The organism is Clostridium algidicarnis DSM 15099 (assembly GCF_002934235.1).
Lineage (GTDB): Bacteria > Bacillota > Clostridia > Clostridiales > Clostridiaceae > Clostridium_L > Clostridium_L algidicarnis.
Genome location: NZ_PTIS01000020.1, coordinates 31,193 through 47,614, shown reverse-complemented (window position 1 = coordinate 47,614; position 16,422 = coordinate 31,193). Strand labels below are relative to the sequence as shown.

Sequence of the window (16,422 nt, the reverse complement as noted above, 5' to 3'; positions counted from 1 at the left end):
GAATAAAAATGGGCATGGTAAATTATAAATATCTCATGTAAAATAATGGATAATAAATTAAACAAAATAGTTGCCCACTTTTACTTGACTCAAACTATAATTAATCTATATTAAAATTGTGTAATATTATGATGTATAATTAAATCATATTAAAGTTTTTGTAATTATTTATACATATCTAAGTATTTAAAGAAATGGGGGTTAATTTAAAGGTGAATAAAAAGAAAATATCAATATTTATCATTTCAGCTAGCATTATTGGCGGTATTAATTTTGCAGACAAGCCTGTTTATGCTGTTGAAAAGCCATCTAGTGCACCAACTGCTAAAATCTCTGTTGCATCTATTGCCTCTAAAGGTGAGGTTATTAATGTAAGTAGTAATTTAAATATTAGAGAGTCTGCCGGAACTAATTATTCCATAGTAGGATATTTAATAGGTGGACAACAATTTAACATAAAAGGTAAAACTGGAGATTGGTATAGCATAGAGTTTAATGGAAAGGTTGGCTTTATTCATAAAGATTATGTAAAGGAACTTAATGCTGATGCTCCTACAAAGCCGGTAGAACCTAAGCCTTCTGAAAAACCAGTGGAAAAGCCTAGTGAAACAGCTTCTTCTAAGGGTGAAGTTATTAATGTAAGTAGTAATTTAAGAATGAGATCTTCTACTAGTACTTCAGCTTCTGTTGTTGGATATTTGAATGGCGGAGAAAAATTTGATATTAAAGGTAAGACTTCCGATTGGTATCTTATTGAGTTTAATGGCAAAACTGGGTATGTTCATAAGGATTATGTAAAGGAACTTAATGCTGATGCTCCTACAAAGCCAGTAGAACCTAAGCCTTCTGAAAAACCAGTGGAAAAGCCTAGTGAAACAGCTTCTTCTAAGGGTGAAGTTATTAATGTAAGTAGTAATTTAAGAATGAGATCTTCTGCTAGTACTTCAGCTTCTGTTGTTGGATATTTGAATGGCGGAGAAAAATTTGATATTAAAGGTAAGACTTCCGATTGGTATCTTATTGAGTTTAATGGCAAAACTGGGTATGTTCATAAGGATTATGTAAAGGAACTTAATGCTGATGCTCCTACAAAGCCAGTAGAACCTAAGCCAGTTGAAAAGCCTAGTGAAACAATTTCTTCTAAGGGTGAGGTTATTAATGTAAGTAGTAATTTAAGAATGAGACAAGAACCTAACACTAGTTCAGCTGTAGTTTCTTACTTAATAGGTGGACAAAAGTTTAATATAAATAGCAAATCCGGCGACTGGTACTTTATTGAATGTGATAATAAGGTTGGTTATATTCATAAGGACTATGCTAAGGTTTTAGGAAGTGATGTTCCAGATGCTACTCCTACAAAACCCACAAATCCCACAGCACCAGCAATTCCTGGTGAAAAGTTAGAAAACCTAGGTATGGGTATGATTTATAATATTAGTACTAATTTAAGACTAAGAAGTAAGCCAAGCACCTCAGATGATAGTCAAGTTCTAGCTTATATATTACCAGGAGAAACTTGTAATATTATAGGTACTGCAGGAGAATGGTACAAAGTCACATATGCCGGTAAAACTGGTTATGTAAATAAAGATTATGTGAAAAAAGTAAATGGTACTGAAGTAAAAGATCCTGCTGGCCATGCAAATGTCTATAACATTGCCCTTAACGCAATGAAAGCTCAAATTGGAAGTCCTTATGTGTGGGGAGGCTCTGGTGAATTTTTAACAACAGCTTCACTAAATTCACTAATACTAAGATTTCCAGATGATGCTAGGAGAGGCAAATACGATATACCAGGTAAATACATAGATGCTGGTTATAGAGCATTTGACTGTTCTGGACTTATGCAATGGGGATTTAGACAAGCAGGTGTAAGTATAGGTAGAACCACTTGGGACCAAGTAACTAATGGAGTAGAAGTATCCAAAGCCAACGTAAAGCCAGGAGATCTGCTATTTTTTAGCGACCTTAATCATGTAGGCATGTACATAGGCGACGGAAAATGGATAGAGTCACCAAACACAAGAAGCTTTATTAGAATTGTGGATGTACCTTGGTACAAAATTGGTAGAATAAGAAGAGTAATCTAATTGTAAGGACATGGTTGCACCTCTGGGGTGCATCCAAAAAGTGGATGCACCCCAGAGGTGCAACCATTAAATGGTAATGTATCTTGATTAAAATTTGACTATATACTATCTCTATAGTATTATTACATTGTAAAATAGAATATAATTTATAATAGTCCAAGGGGGCCGGTGTTGCTGGCTGAGATTAAGAACTTGATTCTTAGACCTTTCTAACCTGATCTGGTTAATGCCAGCGTAGGGAGAGGCTTTGTATTTATTTAAAATATTTGCTGTCACTTAGCAATATTTAGAAATATCAGTGCCAATCTCTTAGAGGTTGGCACTTTTTGTTTCTAAAATATGCACTTAGGAGGAGATAAAATGAAATTTACAGAAAGGCTTTATGAAAACGTTGAGGAAATTTGGACATCCTATTATAGCCACCCATTTATAAAAGGTATAGGTGATGGAACCTTAGATTTAGATAAATTCAAATTTTATATGATTCAAGATTATCTTTACCTTTTAGATTATGCAAAGATTTACGCTTTAGGTGTAGTTAAGGCAGATACTGAAGAGGTAATGCAAGGATTCTCTAGCATGGTAGATAATATATTAAATGGAGAGATGAGCATACACAGGTCTTATATGAAAAGACTTGGCATAACAAAAGAAGAAATTAAAAACACAAAGCAGTCCTTACCTAATCTTTCCTACACTCATTACATGCTATCAGTTTCACACGTAGGAAGTTTAGCCGAGCTTTCCACCTCTCTTTTATCTTGTATGTGGAGTTATCTTGAAATAGGTAAACACTTAAGTAAAATTCCTGGCGCTACAGAAAATGAATTTTACGGTGAATGGGTAAGAGGCTATATTTCAAAAGAATACGAAGAAGCTACTCAGTGGATTATAGATTTAGTGGACATCCTTTCAAAAGATATGAACGCTAAAGACCTAAATAAGTTAACTGAAATATTCATAACCACAAGTAAGTATGAATATATGTTTTGGGACATGTCATACAACAAAGAATCCTAACCCAATAAATGGATGCACCTCTGGGGTGCAGGTAAAAATTGGCTGCACCCCAGAGGTGGAGGTAATAAATGTAAGGAGATGTAGTTTTATATGCTTGATTTTTGTAACATAAGCTTTAAGTACGAAAACCAATCTGATCTTATTATTGAAGGTTTAAGTTTTAAGATAAATAGGGGTGATTTTGTTAGCATCGTTGGTGCTAGTGGCTGTGGAAAAAGCACTATCTTTAGATTAATCTCTAAATTAGAAAAACCTCTAAAGGGCAGTGTTTTTATTAATGGAGAAAATATTAATACTATGGATGGTTACATTGGGTACATGCCTCAAAAGGACTCCTTGCTTCCTTGGAGGACTATATTAGAAAATGCTGCTTTGCCTTTAGAAATAAACAAGCAAGATAAGAGTATGGCTGAAGAATATTTAAATACCTTTGGTCTTGAAAATTACAAAGATAAATATCCAAGAGATTTATCTGGTGGCATGAGGCAAAGGGTGTCATTTATAAGAACACTTCTTACAGGATCAGAAATCTTGATTTTGGATGAGCCCTTTAGCGCCCTAGATGCTATAACTAAAATTTCCTTACAAGAATGGCTTTTAGATCAGTGGACAACATTTCACAAAACCATATTATTCATAACCCATGATGTAGAAGAAGCACTGTTCTTGTCGAATAAAGTTTTTGTTGTGTCTGAAAAACCTATATCTAAATTAAAGGAAATAGAAGTGCCACTACCTTACCCTAGAAACAGGCACATGCTAAATGACCCTGAAATATTATCCATAAAAGAAGACTTAATTAATGAATTAAAACAGAGGATTTTATTATGAAAAAATATAAATCATCCATACTACTAAGCTTTATCCTACTACTTATTTGGGAAGGGATTGCAAGATATATAAATGCAATGTACATACTCCCCTCCCCTACTAAAATAATAGAAAAAACCTTTAAATTAAGAAAAGTTCTTTTTTTAGTCCATCTTCCAGCTACATTATCTGTAACTTTGATAGGACTTTTTATATCCATAATACTTGGTGTATCCCTAGCCATAGCCATGAGTCTAAATGAAAAAATTGAAAGGGCCATATATCCAATAATGGTAGTAACTCAAACTATTCCTGTTACTGCCCTTGCCCCTATTTTTGTGCTTTGGTTTGGATATAGCATTTGGAGTAAAGTTATAGTAACAACACTAATTACCTTTTTTCCTATAACCGTTAATGTTTACGACGGCCTGCGTTCTACAAGAACAGATATGGAAGAACTTTTAATAACCTATGGTGCTAGCAAAAAAGATATATTTATAAAATTAAAAATTCCCTATGCCCTTCCCTACTTTTTTTCTTCACTAAAAATAGCTGTCCCAATAAGTGTTATAGGAGCTGCTATAAGTGAATGGCTAGGTGCACAGTCTGGCCTTGGATATTTCAGCAAAAGAATGATGACACAGCTAGATGGAGCAGGAGTTTTCGCCCCTATATTAGTTCTATCTCTAGCTGCAGTGATTCTTGTAGCAATAATTAACATACTAGAAAATAAAATTATAAACTGGAGGAATGAAATATGAAAAAACTAAGATACATATCTCTATTACTTTTATGCAGTATATTTTTCACTGCATGTTCTGTAAAAGATTCAAATAAGGTGGATGATTCATCTAAGAAAAACCCTGCCAAAGCTGCTGATAAAAACTTAGAGGAAGTTGATTTAGTTCTTGATTGGTATCCAAACGCTATCCACGCCTTTATCTACGCCGCTATAGAAAATGGCTACTATGAAGAAGAAGGCTTAAAAGTAAACGTTAAATTCCCATCAAATCCTACAGATTCCCTAGCCCTACCTGCAGCTGGAAAGGCCACAATAGGAATTTATTATCAACCAGATGTAGTAATTGCTAGATCTAATGAAAATGTAAAGGTAAAATCCATAGGATCCATAGTTAAAACTCCGTTAAATGTTATTATTTCACTAAAAGAAAAAGGGATAAATTCGCCAAAAGACCTTTCAGGCAAAACAGTGGGTTTTTCCGGGAATCCACTAAACACAGAGTACGTTAAGGCTATGGTAAAAGAAGACGGGGGAGATCCTGACTCAGTAAAAATAATTGATGTAGGTTTTGAATTATTATCCTCTATGATAACTAAAAATGTAGATGCAACAACAGGCGGCCTTATAAATCATGAAGTGCCTGTTTTAAGACATGAAGGACATGAAATAAATTACCTTAGTCCTGCAGATTATGGAGTACCAAACTACTACGAAGAAATATTCGTAACCAGCGATGACACATTAAAAGAAAAGCCAGAAACCCTAAAAAAATTCATGAAAGCATCTAAAAAAGGCTTCAAATTCATGAAAGAAAATCCAGACAAATCACTACAAATACTACTAGACCATCAAGAAGCAGATAACTTTCCACTTATCAAATCCGTGGAAAAAGAAAGTATGGATATACTCCTCCCAATAATGGAGACAAGCACCTCACCTTTCCTACATCAAGATAAAAAAGTTTGGGAAGACAATATAAAATGGCTACAAGAAAAAGGCCTGCTCACAAAAGAAGTAAACGCAGAAGATTTTTACGTTAACTTAGATGAATAAATAGCTACCAAAAAAAGGGTGCACCCCAGAGGTGCACCCTTTTTTTGGATGCACCCCAGAGGTGCACCCATAATATGGATAGTATTCCAGTGTATCATCTCCTTATTGACAAAGTCATTGATATTTATTATCATTATCAATAGTGATGTAAGAAATATTATCTTCATCACTTTTGATATTATGCTTTGAAATTTATTTATATACTTATGTATTTATAACTTTATATGGATATGGTTATACCTCTATGCTATAAGTATTTAATTTCAATACATTAAATAAAGGAGATTTTCATATGAACTATATAGATAAATCAATAGACCTAATTAGACTTACAAAGGAGAAAAACCCTCTTGTGGATTTTGCGGTAAACTATGTTACTGCAAATGATTCTACTAGTGTAACCTCTTACATTGGAGGTAGCCCTGTGATGACAGATGATTCTATAGATGCTGCGGATGTTGTGGAATACGGTAATGTAGATGCATTAATATTTAACATAGGAACTATAACAGAAAAGCAGTATCACTCTATGATGGAAGCTGGTAAAAGGGCTACTGAAAGAGGAATTCCTATAGTAATAGACCCTGTAGCAACTAGTATTACACCTTTTAGAACTATGATTATCCAAAGAATGCTTGATGAACTTAATGTTTCTGTAATAAAGGGAAACCTTGGGGAAATTAAAGCTTGCCTTGGTCTTAAGACAAACTCAAAAGGTGTTGATTCTAATGAAAACCCTGAGGGTGCAGAAGAATTCTGCATTAAACTTGCAAGAAAAAGAAACTTAGTAGTTGCAATGACTGGTCCAAAGGATATAATAACGGACGGTGAAAGAATAGTTGTTATTGAAAATGGTACGGACAGGCTTCCAAAGGTTATAGGAACTGGCTGTATTCTAGGTGCTATGGTTGCTACCTATTGTGGTGCTACTAATGATTACGTATTAGCAGCTTCTACAGCTATAATGCTTATGGGAGTAGCTGGTGAGCTTGCAAGTGAAATTACAAAGGAAGATGAAGGACACTATAAGTTTAAAGTTAATTTAATAGATGTATTATCTACTATAGTGGACAATGAAGATAAAATAAAAGCCAAGGCTAACATGAAAATTATTAAATAGCTCTAAAGTAAATTATAAAGCAAGTCCTTTGCTTTAGATTAGATCTTTACTACTACTTTGAAAGAAAATCAGACATCTTGAATCTATGATTTAGTGATATTGGCCTTCCCAAAGTGGGATGAGAGTATTAGAGATAGTAGTGATTGGATAAATTATTCTAGAACAAATAAATAGATATATTTAAATAATCAGCTGAGGTAATAATGCAAATAAAATTACCTCAGCTATAATTGAGGTGATATTTTGGAACTCATAGAGAGTTTAAAAAGCTTATTAAATAAAAAATATACAGAGGATAAACCCCTAATTACATTTATGACAAACTATGTTACAGTGTTAGACCTTGTAGACTGCTGCGTTTATGCCGGTGGTTCCCCTGTGCTTACAGATGATATTGTAGAGTCTCATAACCTAATCCCTCACGCTGGAGTAAATGCTGTAATGTTTAACTTTGGAACAATAACCCGTCAGTACCTAGATATTATGGTGAACATAGGCAAGTCCGCTAATAAGTTTAATGTTCCTATTATGCTAGATCCTGCCGCAATATCAGCAAGCCCCTTTAGAGGTGAAGCTATCAAAAGAGTATTAGACGAGGTCCACATTTCCATATTAAAAGGGAATTTAGGTGAAATCAAAACTATTCTAGGCTATGAAGCCAAGGCTAAAGGTATAGACTCCTTTGAAGATGAATCAGATGGTGAAGAATGCTGCATAAAACTTGCAAAAGAAAGAAATATGATAGTAGCCATGACAGGTAAAGAAGATATAATAACCGACGGCAAAACCCTAGTAAAAATTAAAAACGGTACACCACGTCTCCAAAAAGTAGTAGGTACAGGCTCTCTAGCACCGGCGCACTAATCACAACCTTTAGTGGCCATAGTGATGACTATCTTTTAAGTACCGTCCTTGGAATACTATTAATGGGCATCTCAGGAGAAATAGCTGAAAAAAGATTAAAAGTGGAAGATGGAAATAGAAGCTTTAAACTATACTTACACGATGCTCTATCAAACATTACCCCCCAAGAGCTAGAAGAGTATGCAAGACTAACTATAAAAAATCTATAAAAGCCTCATTATAGAACCAAAAAAAGGAAGCACCTCTGGGGTGCATCCTTTTTTTTGGATGCACCCCAGAGGTGCTTCCAATTAATTGTTATTATAATTCGTTGACAACTTGTACCTTAGGTTTTATAATATTCGTGGGGTTAAATATATTTTCACTCCATCGGAATTTTATTAAAACTTAATTACATAAGGGGGGATTTTCATGGCCAAAGTAAAATTTGACGCTAAAATTATTTCGACGAACATCTTACAATATTGTGGCGGGAAAGAGAACATCGCATCTATAGCTTATTGTATGACTAGATTAAGACTAACTGTAAACGATAACTCACTGGTTAATAAAGAAGCTATTAAAAATATAGAAGGTGTTCTTGGACTTGTAGAGCAAGCTGGTCAGTTACAAATCATATTAGGTCCTGGCAACGTTAACAAAGTAGTAACTGAGTTTTCAGCCTTAACTAATATGGATGTGGGACAGGTTGATGAAGCTAGCTTAAGAAAAGAAGAATTAAAAATAAAGAACTCTACACCATTCAAACTATTTTTAAGGAAGATTTCTAATATATTTATACCTTTAATTCCTGGATTTGTTGGTTGCGGTGTTATTTATGGAGTAGCAAAAGTATTACAAAACCTTGGTTTAATAGGTGGTAATAGTTTTAATATCTTATACCTTATAGGTAAGTCAGTATTTACTTATATGAATATTATGATAGGTATGAATACTGCTAAAGAATTTGGTGGAAGCCCAACCTTAGGTGGAGCTATAGCAGGTATTTTAAGTGCCCCAGGTCTTAGTAAAATAATTATAAATAACAAAGCCCTAGTTCCAGAAGCTGGTGGTGTTATAGCTGTTTTGATAGCATGTACTTTAGGTGCTAAACTTGAGAAGAGGCTAAGAAAAGTTATGCCTTCAGCTATAGATTTAATGGTTACACCTACACTTGTATTATTAATTATAGGTGTTGGAAGTCTATACATATTCCATCCACTTGGAGAATTTTTATCTAACAACTTAACTTGGATAGTAAATACATTAATTGAACGTGGTAAATTCGTAACAGGTGCTATTTTATCAGCTACCTTCCTACCCCTTGTAATGACAGGACTTCATAGAGCACTTACCCCAGTTGAAGTAAGCTTGTTAAAGGATTCAGGCCTTGATTTATTAAGACCTATACTTGCCATGGCAGGAGCTGGACAAATTGGTGCTTGTGTTGCAATATATCTAAAAACTAAAAATAAGAAACTTAAGACTGTTATAGCAAGTGCCCTACCTGTAGGACTTCTTGGAGTTGGAGAACCATTAATGTTTGGTGTTACTCTTCCTTTAGGTAAACCCTTTATAACAGCTTGTCTTGGTTCTGCCGTTGGTGGAGCTTACGTTGCTATGATGAACGTTGCATCTACAGGTATAGGACTTTCAGGACTTCCTCTTATGCTTTTAATTCCAGCTGGCAGTGTGATACACTATATTATAGGAACACTTCTAGCATACGCTGGAGGATTTTTATTAACTTATTTCACAAAATGGGATGACATGCCAGACGGCGTAGAATCTTCAATGGACAATCCTTTAAGTGAGATAATGAAAATTTAATATTAGGAAGTGATATTTATGAATTTTGATTTTCACTTACATTCTACATTTTCAGACGGTAGTTCAACAATGGAAGATATTTTTATAAAAGGCAAGGAGCTTAATTTAAATGCTATTGCAATTACAGACCATGACACTACCCTTGGGCTAAATTTAGAAAAACAGCTAAGTGAAAAATATAATATTCCGTGTATACCAGCCGCTGAATTTACAGCTGTTGAAAAAGGAGTAAAACTCCATGTATTAGGATATCACATAGATAAAGATTCTAAAGAGCTTTATAATTACTCATCAAATCTTTTAAACTATTTTGATGAAAGATCAAAAAAGCAAATAAAAATACTTAGGGCAAACGGAATAGATATACCAGAAGATGAATATTTCAGACAAAGTCAAGGTGGCCCCTTATATAGAGCAAAACTTTTGAAAACTTTGTCTAACTTTGGCTACTTAGACGCTAAAGATATAATGACTAGCCTAAAAAAGTATTTTGGACCAGATGGAATCTGCTATGTGCCAGATGAATTTAAATATAATGATTTTGAAAGCACCATAAATCTTATAAAAAGAAACAAAGGTATAGCAGTTTTAGCTCATCCAATCAAAATAAAAAATAAAAATGAAGATTTATACTACGAACTCATAAATAGTAATCTTATAGATGGTATAGAGATTTATCATCCTTCAATAACCCAAGAAATCAAGGATGAACTTGAAGAGGTGGCGGCAAGAAAAAACCTCATAATAACTGGTGGTTCAGACTACCACGGACTATACAACAAAAAAGGAACACCACTGTCAGGAATGAATGTTCCAGACTTTGTATACCACAACTTAATGACAATCAAATAAAATCAATCTCGATTAAACAGAATCAAATAATAATAAACGGATTTTAAATTTGTACCCCAAAGGCTATTCCATATTATGGTTGCACCTCTGGGGTGCATCCTTTTTATGGATGCACCCCAGAGGTGCTTACAATTAATTCCATAACCTTCTTAAAAGAATTTACTACCTCCTTAAAGCCTTTTCTACAAAAGCTTTATATTCCATTCTGTACTTAACGTTTCTGCCACTTCCAATACTCCCAATACTTCCACCACCTCTATCATTTCCAATACTTCTATGACTTCCGACACCTTTAGTGGCCTCAATATCTTCAACATCTTCAACATCTTGAATCACTTCATCATCTTTACCTTCATCAAAAAACTTGCTATCATTCAATAAAATATTATTACTTAACACATCATCACTATTTATTAACCTTTCCTCCTTAGTTCCTATGTACATAGAATAAGAGGAGTAATTATAATCTTCTGGAAGCCTAACCATGTTAGCTCTAACAGGATTTAAGTGAATATATCTGCTTATTTCTAATAACTTAACCTTGGTTTGTATTAAATTAGAAAAATATCTATCTTGATATAAATGTCCTCTATAATCATATTTTTTGTTAAAATACTTAGCATACATGGAATTGAGCCTTCTCATAAAGGTAGATGCTTCCTTTTCATTTGTCTTTACAATTAAATGAACATGATTTGTCATTAAGCAATAGCAGATAATCTCATAAGAAAACTCCTCATAATAATTTAAACAATCCTTTATTAATAATAAATACATACTATAATCAGCTGAATCTTTAAAAATATCGCTTTTACGGTTTCCTCTAGTAGTTATATGATAACTACTATCAGGAACCCACACTCTTTTTGGTTCTGGCATTTCATCACCTCTTCATTTTTCTTAACTGTTCTTATCCATAATTATTGACAGATTAAAGAAAAATAATGCAGTTTCAAGACAAATAAAGGAAGCACCTCTGAGGTGCGCCCATATAATGGGTGGGCCTCAGAGGTGCTTCCAGTAACTTCCTACATTTATCTACTCACCATAAATAAAGTTATGAATTGCTTTAACGTTTTCTTCCCTTTCCCACTTAAGATAAAATATATCGTCGATGTATTCATCCTTATGCGTTCCATCTATAGGAATTCTAAGTTCTTCCATACTACTATTCTTAAAACCTGACGCCTTTGAAGCCATGCCTAAAAGTTCTGTGGTGCTAATGCTAGTTTCAACATATTCACTAAAACTAGATATTAATTTAGGATACTGAGTTACTGACATAGAGCTTAGTTTTCCAAGTATCTCTTGCATAACTTTTCTTTGCCTATCTGTTCTACCATAATCATTAGTGCCTACTTTTCTGATCCTAGAATAATCCACAGCTTGAGATCCTGTGAGGGTTTGCTTACCATGTTTTTTAAGACCTTTTATAAGAGGTACTTCTTCAGATGTTATATCCATTTCAATTCCACCTAAACCATCGATAATATTATCAAGTCCATCAAAGTCAACCTTTACATAATCTCTTATATCTAAATCATAATTCTCATTTACGGTCTTTACAGAAAGTTCTGGACCACCATAATGATAAGCATAATTTATCTTATTTACCTTATCATCACCAAAAAATATGTAGCTATCCCTCATAATAGATGTTAACTTCAAATTTCCCTTATCCTTATTCATAGAAATAACCATCATTGAATCAGATGCATTTTCTTCATCATCTACCCCAAGCAAAAGTATATTAGTTATATTTTTGTCTTTTTCTTTAGTAATCATTTCTTCATTTATTCCAAGCTCACTGTCTGGCAATTTAATATCCTTATACTTCATCTTGTTAGTGCTTTTATAAAGAACGAAAATAACAATAAAAAGTATAGCAAATATACCTAATATTATCTTACCCTTTTGAGATTTTCCTTTAGACTTCCCCATAACCTTTACACCTCATCCTTAAATTTTATGCATTTTACAATTAATGTATCCACCTCTGAGGTGCTCCCATTAAAAGGGAGGACCTCAGAGGTGGATACACTTTCTTCCATATATTGATCTGGATTTAATAACCTTTTGGGTTATTTGATTGCCATTTCCAAGAGTCTTTGCACATATCTTTAAGTGTCTTTTCTGTTTTCCAGTTTAGCTCTTTAAGAGCTTTTGTAGGATCTGAGAAGCATGCAGCTATATCCCCTGGTCTTCTCTTTGTTATAACATAAGGTACTTTAACCCCTGTTGCTTCTTCAAAGTTTTTAACCAGGTCTAAAACACTATATCCTATGCCTGTACCAAGATTATATATCTTTACACCCTTAGTCCCCATAATCTTCTCTACTGCCTTTAAATGCCCTTTTGCAAGGTCAACTACATGGATATAATCCCTTACCCCTGTGCCATCATGAGTATCATAGTCATCACCAAAGACGTTTAACTTTTCCCTCTTACCTACAGCTACTTGAGTAATATATGGCATTATATTATTAGGTATCCCTTTTGGATCCTCTCCAATTCTACCACTTTCATGTGCACCTATAGGATTGAAATATCTAAGAAGGGCAATACTCCATTCATTGTCAGACACATATATATCTTGAAATATTTGCTCACCCATAAGCTTAGTACTTCCATAAGGATTAGTTGTGCTAAGCGGTAAATCCTCTGTTAAAGGTGAAATATTATTCATTCCATAAACCGTTGCAGATGAACTAAATACTATTTTCTTTACATTGTGTTTTGCCATAACTTCAGCAAGAATCAAGTTTCCTGTAATATTGTTATAATAATAATTTATAGGCATTGCTACAGATTCACCTACAGACTTAAGCCCTGCAAAATGTATAACAGCCTCAATATGATTTTCAGAAAATACCTGACTTAGGGCATCCTTATCTAAAACATCCACCTCATAAAATTTAAACCCTTTTCCTGTTAATTCCTTTATACGATTTAAAACCTCAGGCTTACTATTAGAAAAATTATCTACTATTACAATGTCATACCCTGCATTTAATAGCTCCACAGAAGTGTGACTTCCAATATATCCTGCCCCTCCAGTAATTAGTATAGACATATAAACACCACCCTACTTTTATTTAAAAATAACTTTTACGCAAAATCCAACATTTTAAATTGCATTTTTCCGTCTTCCATCTAGTTTTCTTTTAATTAACTTTAGCGCATCAAAGAATTCTTTAACTCGTAAAAGAGTAATCATTATAACATATATTGTAGCACTAATTAGTATAGTAGCAAATAGTGAAGATATCTCTCCAATTCTTGAGATGAAGAATCCATAAGAAAATTTAGCCACTAGCCCCATAACAATGGAAGAAATAATTATCTTAATAGAACTTGAAAGTATTATCTTCCCATTAAAGTTACCTAGTTTCTTTCTTAAGCTATACATTAAAAGCATAGCACAAACAAAGGCTGATATAGAAGTAGAAAGGGCTAGTCCACCTATACCCATAAACTGTACTAAAATTAAATTTAGCACTATATTAATAACCACACCTATAACACCATTAATCATAGGCGTTCTAGTATCTTGAAGGGAATAAAATGCTCTGTTTAATATATCCCTCATGCCGTAAAATATAACCCCTAAAGAATAAAATGTAAGAGCCGTCGTAGTCATGGTCACTGAACTTTGATTAAATTCCCCTCTTTCAAATACGAACTTAACCACAGGAGTACTTAAGACTATAATCCCAACTGTTGCTGGTATCATTATTAAATTTATATTATTTATAGACTTACTTATGTACATCTTAAACTTTTTCATATTACCTTCATTAGCTTCACTTGCAAATGTAGGATACATAACCGTTACTATAGCAGCTCCAAACACAGAATAAACAAGATTATTTACCTTACCTGCAAAATTCAGCGCTGATATGCTACCCTCTGGAAGCCCAGAGCCTATAGTTTTATCTACTAAAGCATTAATTTGATTCACACTAGCCCCTATAACTATTGGAAGTATGAGAGTTAACATCTTCTTTATTCTTTTATCCTTAAAATTAATAAAAAATTTATACCTATATTTATGTTTAAGTAGCCATGGAAGTTGAATTAAAACTTGCATAGCCCCTCCTATTACAGTAGCTATCATAAGCCCTTCAATAGAAACATTACCCATTAATATATATCCTATTATAGGAAGATTAAGCATAAACCCAACTAGTGCTGGTGCTGTAAAGTCTTCTAATGTCTGAAGTATAGCCACATATCCACTATTCATAGACATAAATAATATATTAATAACACTAATTCTAGTAAGAGCTACGGTTAAATCGTAAGTCTTTCCAACAAATTTTGGAGCTATTAATCGCACCAAAGAAGGGGCAAAAATCCACCCAAAAGCACATAATACAATAGACACACCAAAAAGTATATTCATTATATTATTAGCAAAGTCAAACATCTCTTTTCTGCCTTTCTCCCTATAAGTTTCATTTAACATAGGTATAAAGGTGGTAGTTATAGCAAGCCCGAATATACCAAACATAACATTAGGTACTGTAATTGCCATATTATAAGCATCAGTTTGAAAAGTAGTACCAAAGGCCTTAGCTATAAGCGTATCCCTTAAGAATCCCACAATCTTACTTAAAATCGTTATTATTATTACTATACTAGCAGATTTTACCACTTTATTCTTTCCCATAATTCCTCCAGTCTACTTTTATATTTAATATATTTTTCTGTTGAATCTGTTTTTATTAATTCTTTTACTTATATATAATAAATATTTATGAACTACAATACTGTACTTAAGAGTACTAAGGTTTGCGAATAGACATATATAAATATAGTTTTTCAGTAAAATTAAACATTAATCTTTACTTTTAAACTGGATGGTTCTGTATATATTGTTGCAATAAAAATACTTATAAAAATTTGAGTTGTAGACGATAAAAGATACGGTTCAAAAAATGAATGAACAAAAATTATAGTAAATGACGCAAGAAAAGCTACATTCAATCTACTTTCTTTATAAGCACCAATGGAGTTATAATGTTTAATGTTTTTAAATACTTTAGCAATTACATGTATCAATAAAACCGTAAATAATAAAAGTCCCACTAGTCCAAAACTACTCAATATAGTTACTATTATATTATGAGCATCTGGAAACTCCTCGGTTAATTGGTAACCGCGTCCTACTATTGGTGATTCTGCAAATACCTCAATATGTTGTTTCCAAATATTTAACCTAGTATTACCTGATGAGAAATTCGTAAACTGATTAATATTTTTTGACATATACGTTATAGCTACTATTAAAGCAATGGCAAATAATAAATAATAAATTTTCTTATTCTTATCGCTTTTATTTTTATGACTATTGTCTTTCTCGCCCTTAGTATTTCTAGATATTAAGAATGTTAAAAATAGCCCTCCAAAAGTTAATATTATTCCTGTTCTTGAAAGGGTTGCAAAAATAGAAATAAGATATAGCATACAATATTTATACCAATTCCTGCCTTTTAAAACTATCTCATATAATAATAAAAATTCTAAATATATGGATAAATTATTGCTTCTTCCTAATGGAGTTTTGGCAAATTCTTTTATTGCATAATATGCATATGTACTTATTGGAGGTCCATTAACGATATTTACTATTATATTTACTAACATTATAACTGAAAGTATTAAACCAAATACCCTCAATCCTTTTTGAGGTAAGTAATAATCATAGTTAAAAATATTATAAAAAAGGATAAAGGATAACACACCCACTATAAGTGATTTAGCAATTCCTAAATTTTGACCAACTTGTACGGACCAAAAGCTTACTATGATTACCCAACTTATCACCAAAAGCTTCAAGTATAAATACTTTTCTAGTGGTATTTTAAATAAATTATTATATTTAAACATAATGATTATTAATGAAATAAATAAAAATACTTCTGAATAAGATATACTTAGTTGTTTTTCTCCAATCTTAATTCCAAAAAATGTTCCCATATTTAATGAAGCTACCACCACTAAATATAATGTTTTAATAACTGTACTATATTTTTTATTTTCCATTTCCTAAACTCCTT

The 16,422-nt window shown here is 32.9% G+C and carries 15 protein-coding genes and 1 riboswitch; of the genes, 10 read left to right on the top strand and 5 right to left on the bottom strand.

The window, feature by feature from the left end:
• Positions 1 to 212: 212 nt before the first annotated feature.
• From BD821_RS11730 to BD821_RS11690, 10 genes are all read left to right on the top strand, one after another.
• Complete coding sequence (locus tag BD821_RS11730; RefSeq protein ID WP_169994174.1) at positions 213 to 2,090, top strand: C40 family peptidase; 1,878 nt, start codon at positions 213 to 215, stop codon at positions 2,088 to 2,090.
• 148 nt (positions 2,091 to 2,238) lie between these two features.
• A riboswitch (TPP riboswitch) is annotated at positions 2,239 to 2,349 on the top strand.
• Positions 2,350 to 2,450: 101 nt separating this feature from the next.
• Positions 2,451 to 3,110 carry a thiaminase II gene (gene tenA / locus BD821_RS11725; protein WP_104410640.1) on the top strand — a complete coding sequence of 220 codons (660 nt, stop codon included), beginning with the start codon at positions 2,451 to 2,453 and terminating at the stop codon, positions 3,108 to 3,110.
• A 90-nt stretch (positions 3,111 to 3,200) separates the two neighbouring features.
• Complete coding sequence (locus tag BD821_RS11720; protein WP_104410639.1) at positions 3,201 to 3,941, top strand: ABC transporter ATP-binding protein; 741 nt, start codon at positions 3,201 to 3,203, stop codon at positions 3,939 to 3,941.
• Positions 3,938 to 4,681 carry an ABC transporter permease gene (locus tag BD821_RS11715; protein WP_104410638.1) on the top strand — a complete coding sequence of 248 codons (744 nt, stop codon included), beginning with the start codon at positions 3,938 to 3,940 and terminating at the stop codon, positions 4,679 to 4,681. Before BD821_RS11720 ends, BD821_RS11715 begins: the two co-directional genes overlap by 4 nt.
• Entirely contained in the window at positions 4,678 to 5,715 is a 1,038-nt protein-coding gene (locus tag BD821_RS11710; RefSeq protein ID WP_104410637.1) for an ABC transporter substrate-binding protein, read from the top strand. Before BD821_RS11715 ends, BD821_RS11710 begins: the two co-directional genes overlap by 4 nt.
• A 292-nt stretch (positions 5,716 to 6,007) precedes the next feature.
• Positions 6,008 to 6,835 (top strand): hydroxyethylthiazole kinase, encoded by an 828-nt coding sequence (thiM, locus tag BD821_RS11705; protein ID WP_104410636.1) that lies wholly within the window; start codon positions 6,008 to 6,010, stop codon positions 6,833 to 6,835.
• A 243-nt stretch (positions 6,836 to 7,078) separates the two neighbouring features.
• Positions 7,079 to 7,699, top strand: coding sequence for a hydroxyethylthiazole kinase (gene thiM / locus BD821_RS11700; protein ID WP_104410635.1), 621 nt, complete (start codon positions 7,079 to 7,081; stop codon positions 7,697 to 7,699).
• Between the two features lie 62 nt (positions 7,700 to 7,761).
• Positions 7,762 to 7,908 (top strand): hypothetical protein, encoded by a 147-nt coding sequence (locus BD821_RS13500; RefSeq protein WP_169994168.1) that lies wholly within the window; start codon positions 7,762 to 7,764, stop codon positions 7,906 to 7,908.
• 202 nt (positions 7,909 to 8,110) lie between these two features.
• Complete coding sequence (locus BD821_RS11695) at positions 8,111 to 9,508, top strand: PTS transporter subunit EIIC (protein ID WP_104410634.1); 1,398 nt, start codon at positions 8,111 to 8,113, stop codon at positions 9,506 to 9,508.
• Between the two features lie 18 nt (positions 9,509 to 9,526).
• On the top strand, positions 9,527 to 10,360 hold the full coding sequence (locus BD821_RS11690; RefSeq protein ID WP_104410633.1) for a PHP domain-containing protein: 834 nt from the start codon (positions 9,527 to 9,529) through the stop codon (positions 10,358 to 10,360).
• A gap of 162 nt (positions 10,361 to 10,522) precedes the next feature.
• Here the strand turns inward: BD821_RS11690 and BD821_RS11685 are convergent, their stop codons facing one another.
• The 5 genes from BD821_RS11685 to BD821_RS11665 all read right to left on the bottom strand — a co-directional run bounded on the left by BD821_RS11685 (position 10,523) and on the right by BD821_RS11665 (position 16,408).
• Complete coding sequence (locus BD821_RS11685) at positions 10,523 to 11,239, bottom strand: REP-associated tyrosine transposase (protein WP_242971503.1); 717 nt, start codon at positions 11,237 to 11,239, stop codon at positions 10,523 to 10,525.
• Between the two features lie 159 nt (positions 11,240 to 11,398).
• Positions 11,399 to 12,301 (bottom strand): LCP family protein, encoded by a 903-nt coding sequence (locus tag BD821_RS11680; RefSeq protein ID WP_104410632.1) that lies wholly within the window; start codon positions 12,299 to 12,301, stop codon positions 11,399 to 11,401.
• 124 nt (positions 12,302 to 12,425) lie between these two features.
• Complete coding sequence (galE, locus tag BD821_RS11675; RefSeq protein WP_104410631.1) at positions 12,426 to 13,433, bottom strand: UDP-glucose 4-epimerase GalE; 1,008 nt, start codon at positions 13,431 to 13,433, stop codon at positions 12,426 to 12,428.
• Positions 13,434 to 13,487: 54 nt separating this feature from the next.
• Positions 13,488 to 15,032, bottom strand: a complete 1,545-nt coding sequence (murJ, locus tag BD821_RS11670) for a murein biosynthesis integral membrane protein MurJ (RefSeq protein ID WP_104410630.1) — start codon at positions 15,030 to 15,032, stop codon at positions 13,488 to 13,490.
• 161 nt (positions 15,033 to 15,193) lie between these two features.
• A complete protein-coding gene (locus BD821_RS11665; protein ID WP_104410629.1) occupies positions 15,194 to 16,408 on the bottom strand; it encodes an O-antigen ligase family protein in 1,215 nt (404 codons plus the stop codon).
• Between the last annotated feature and the right edge of the window lie 14 nt (positions 16,409 to 16,422).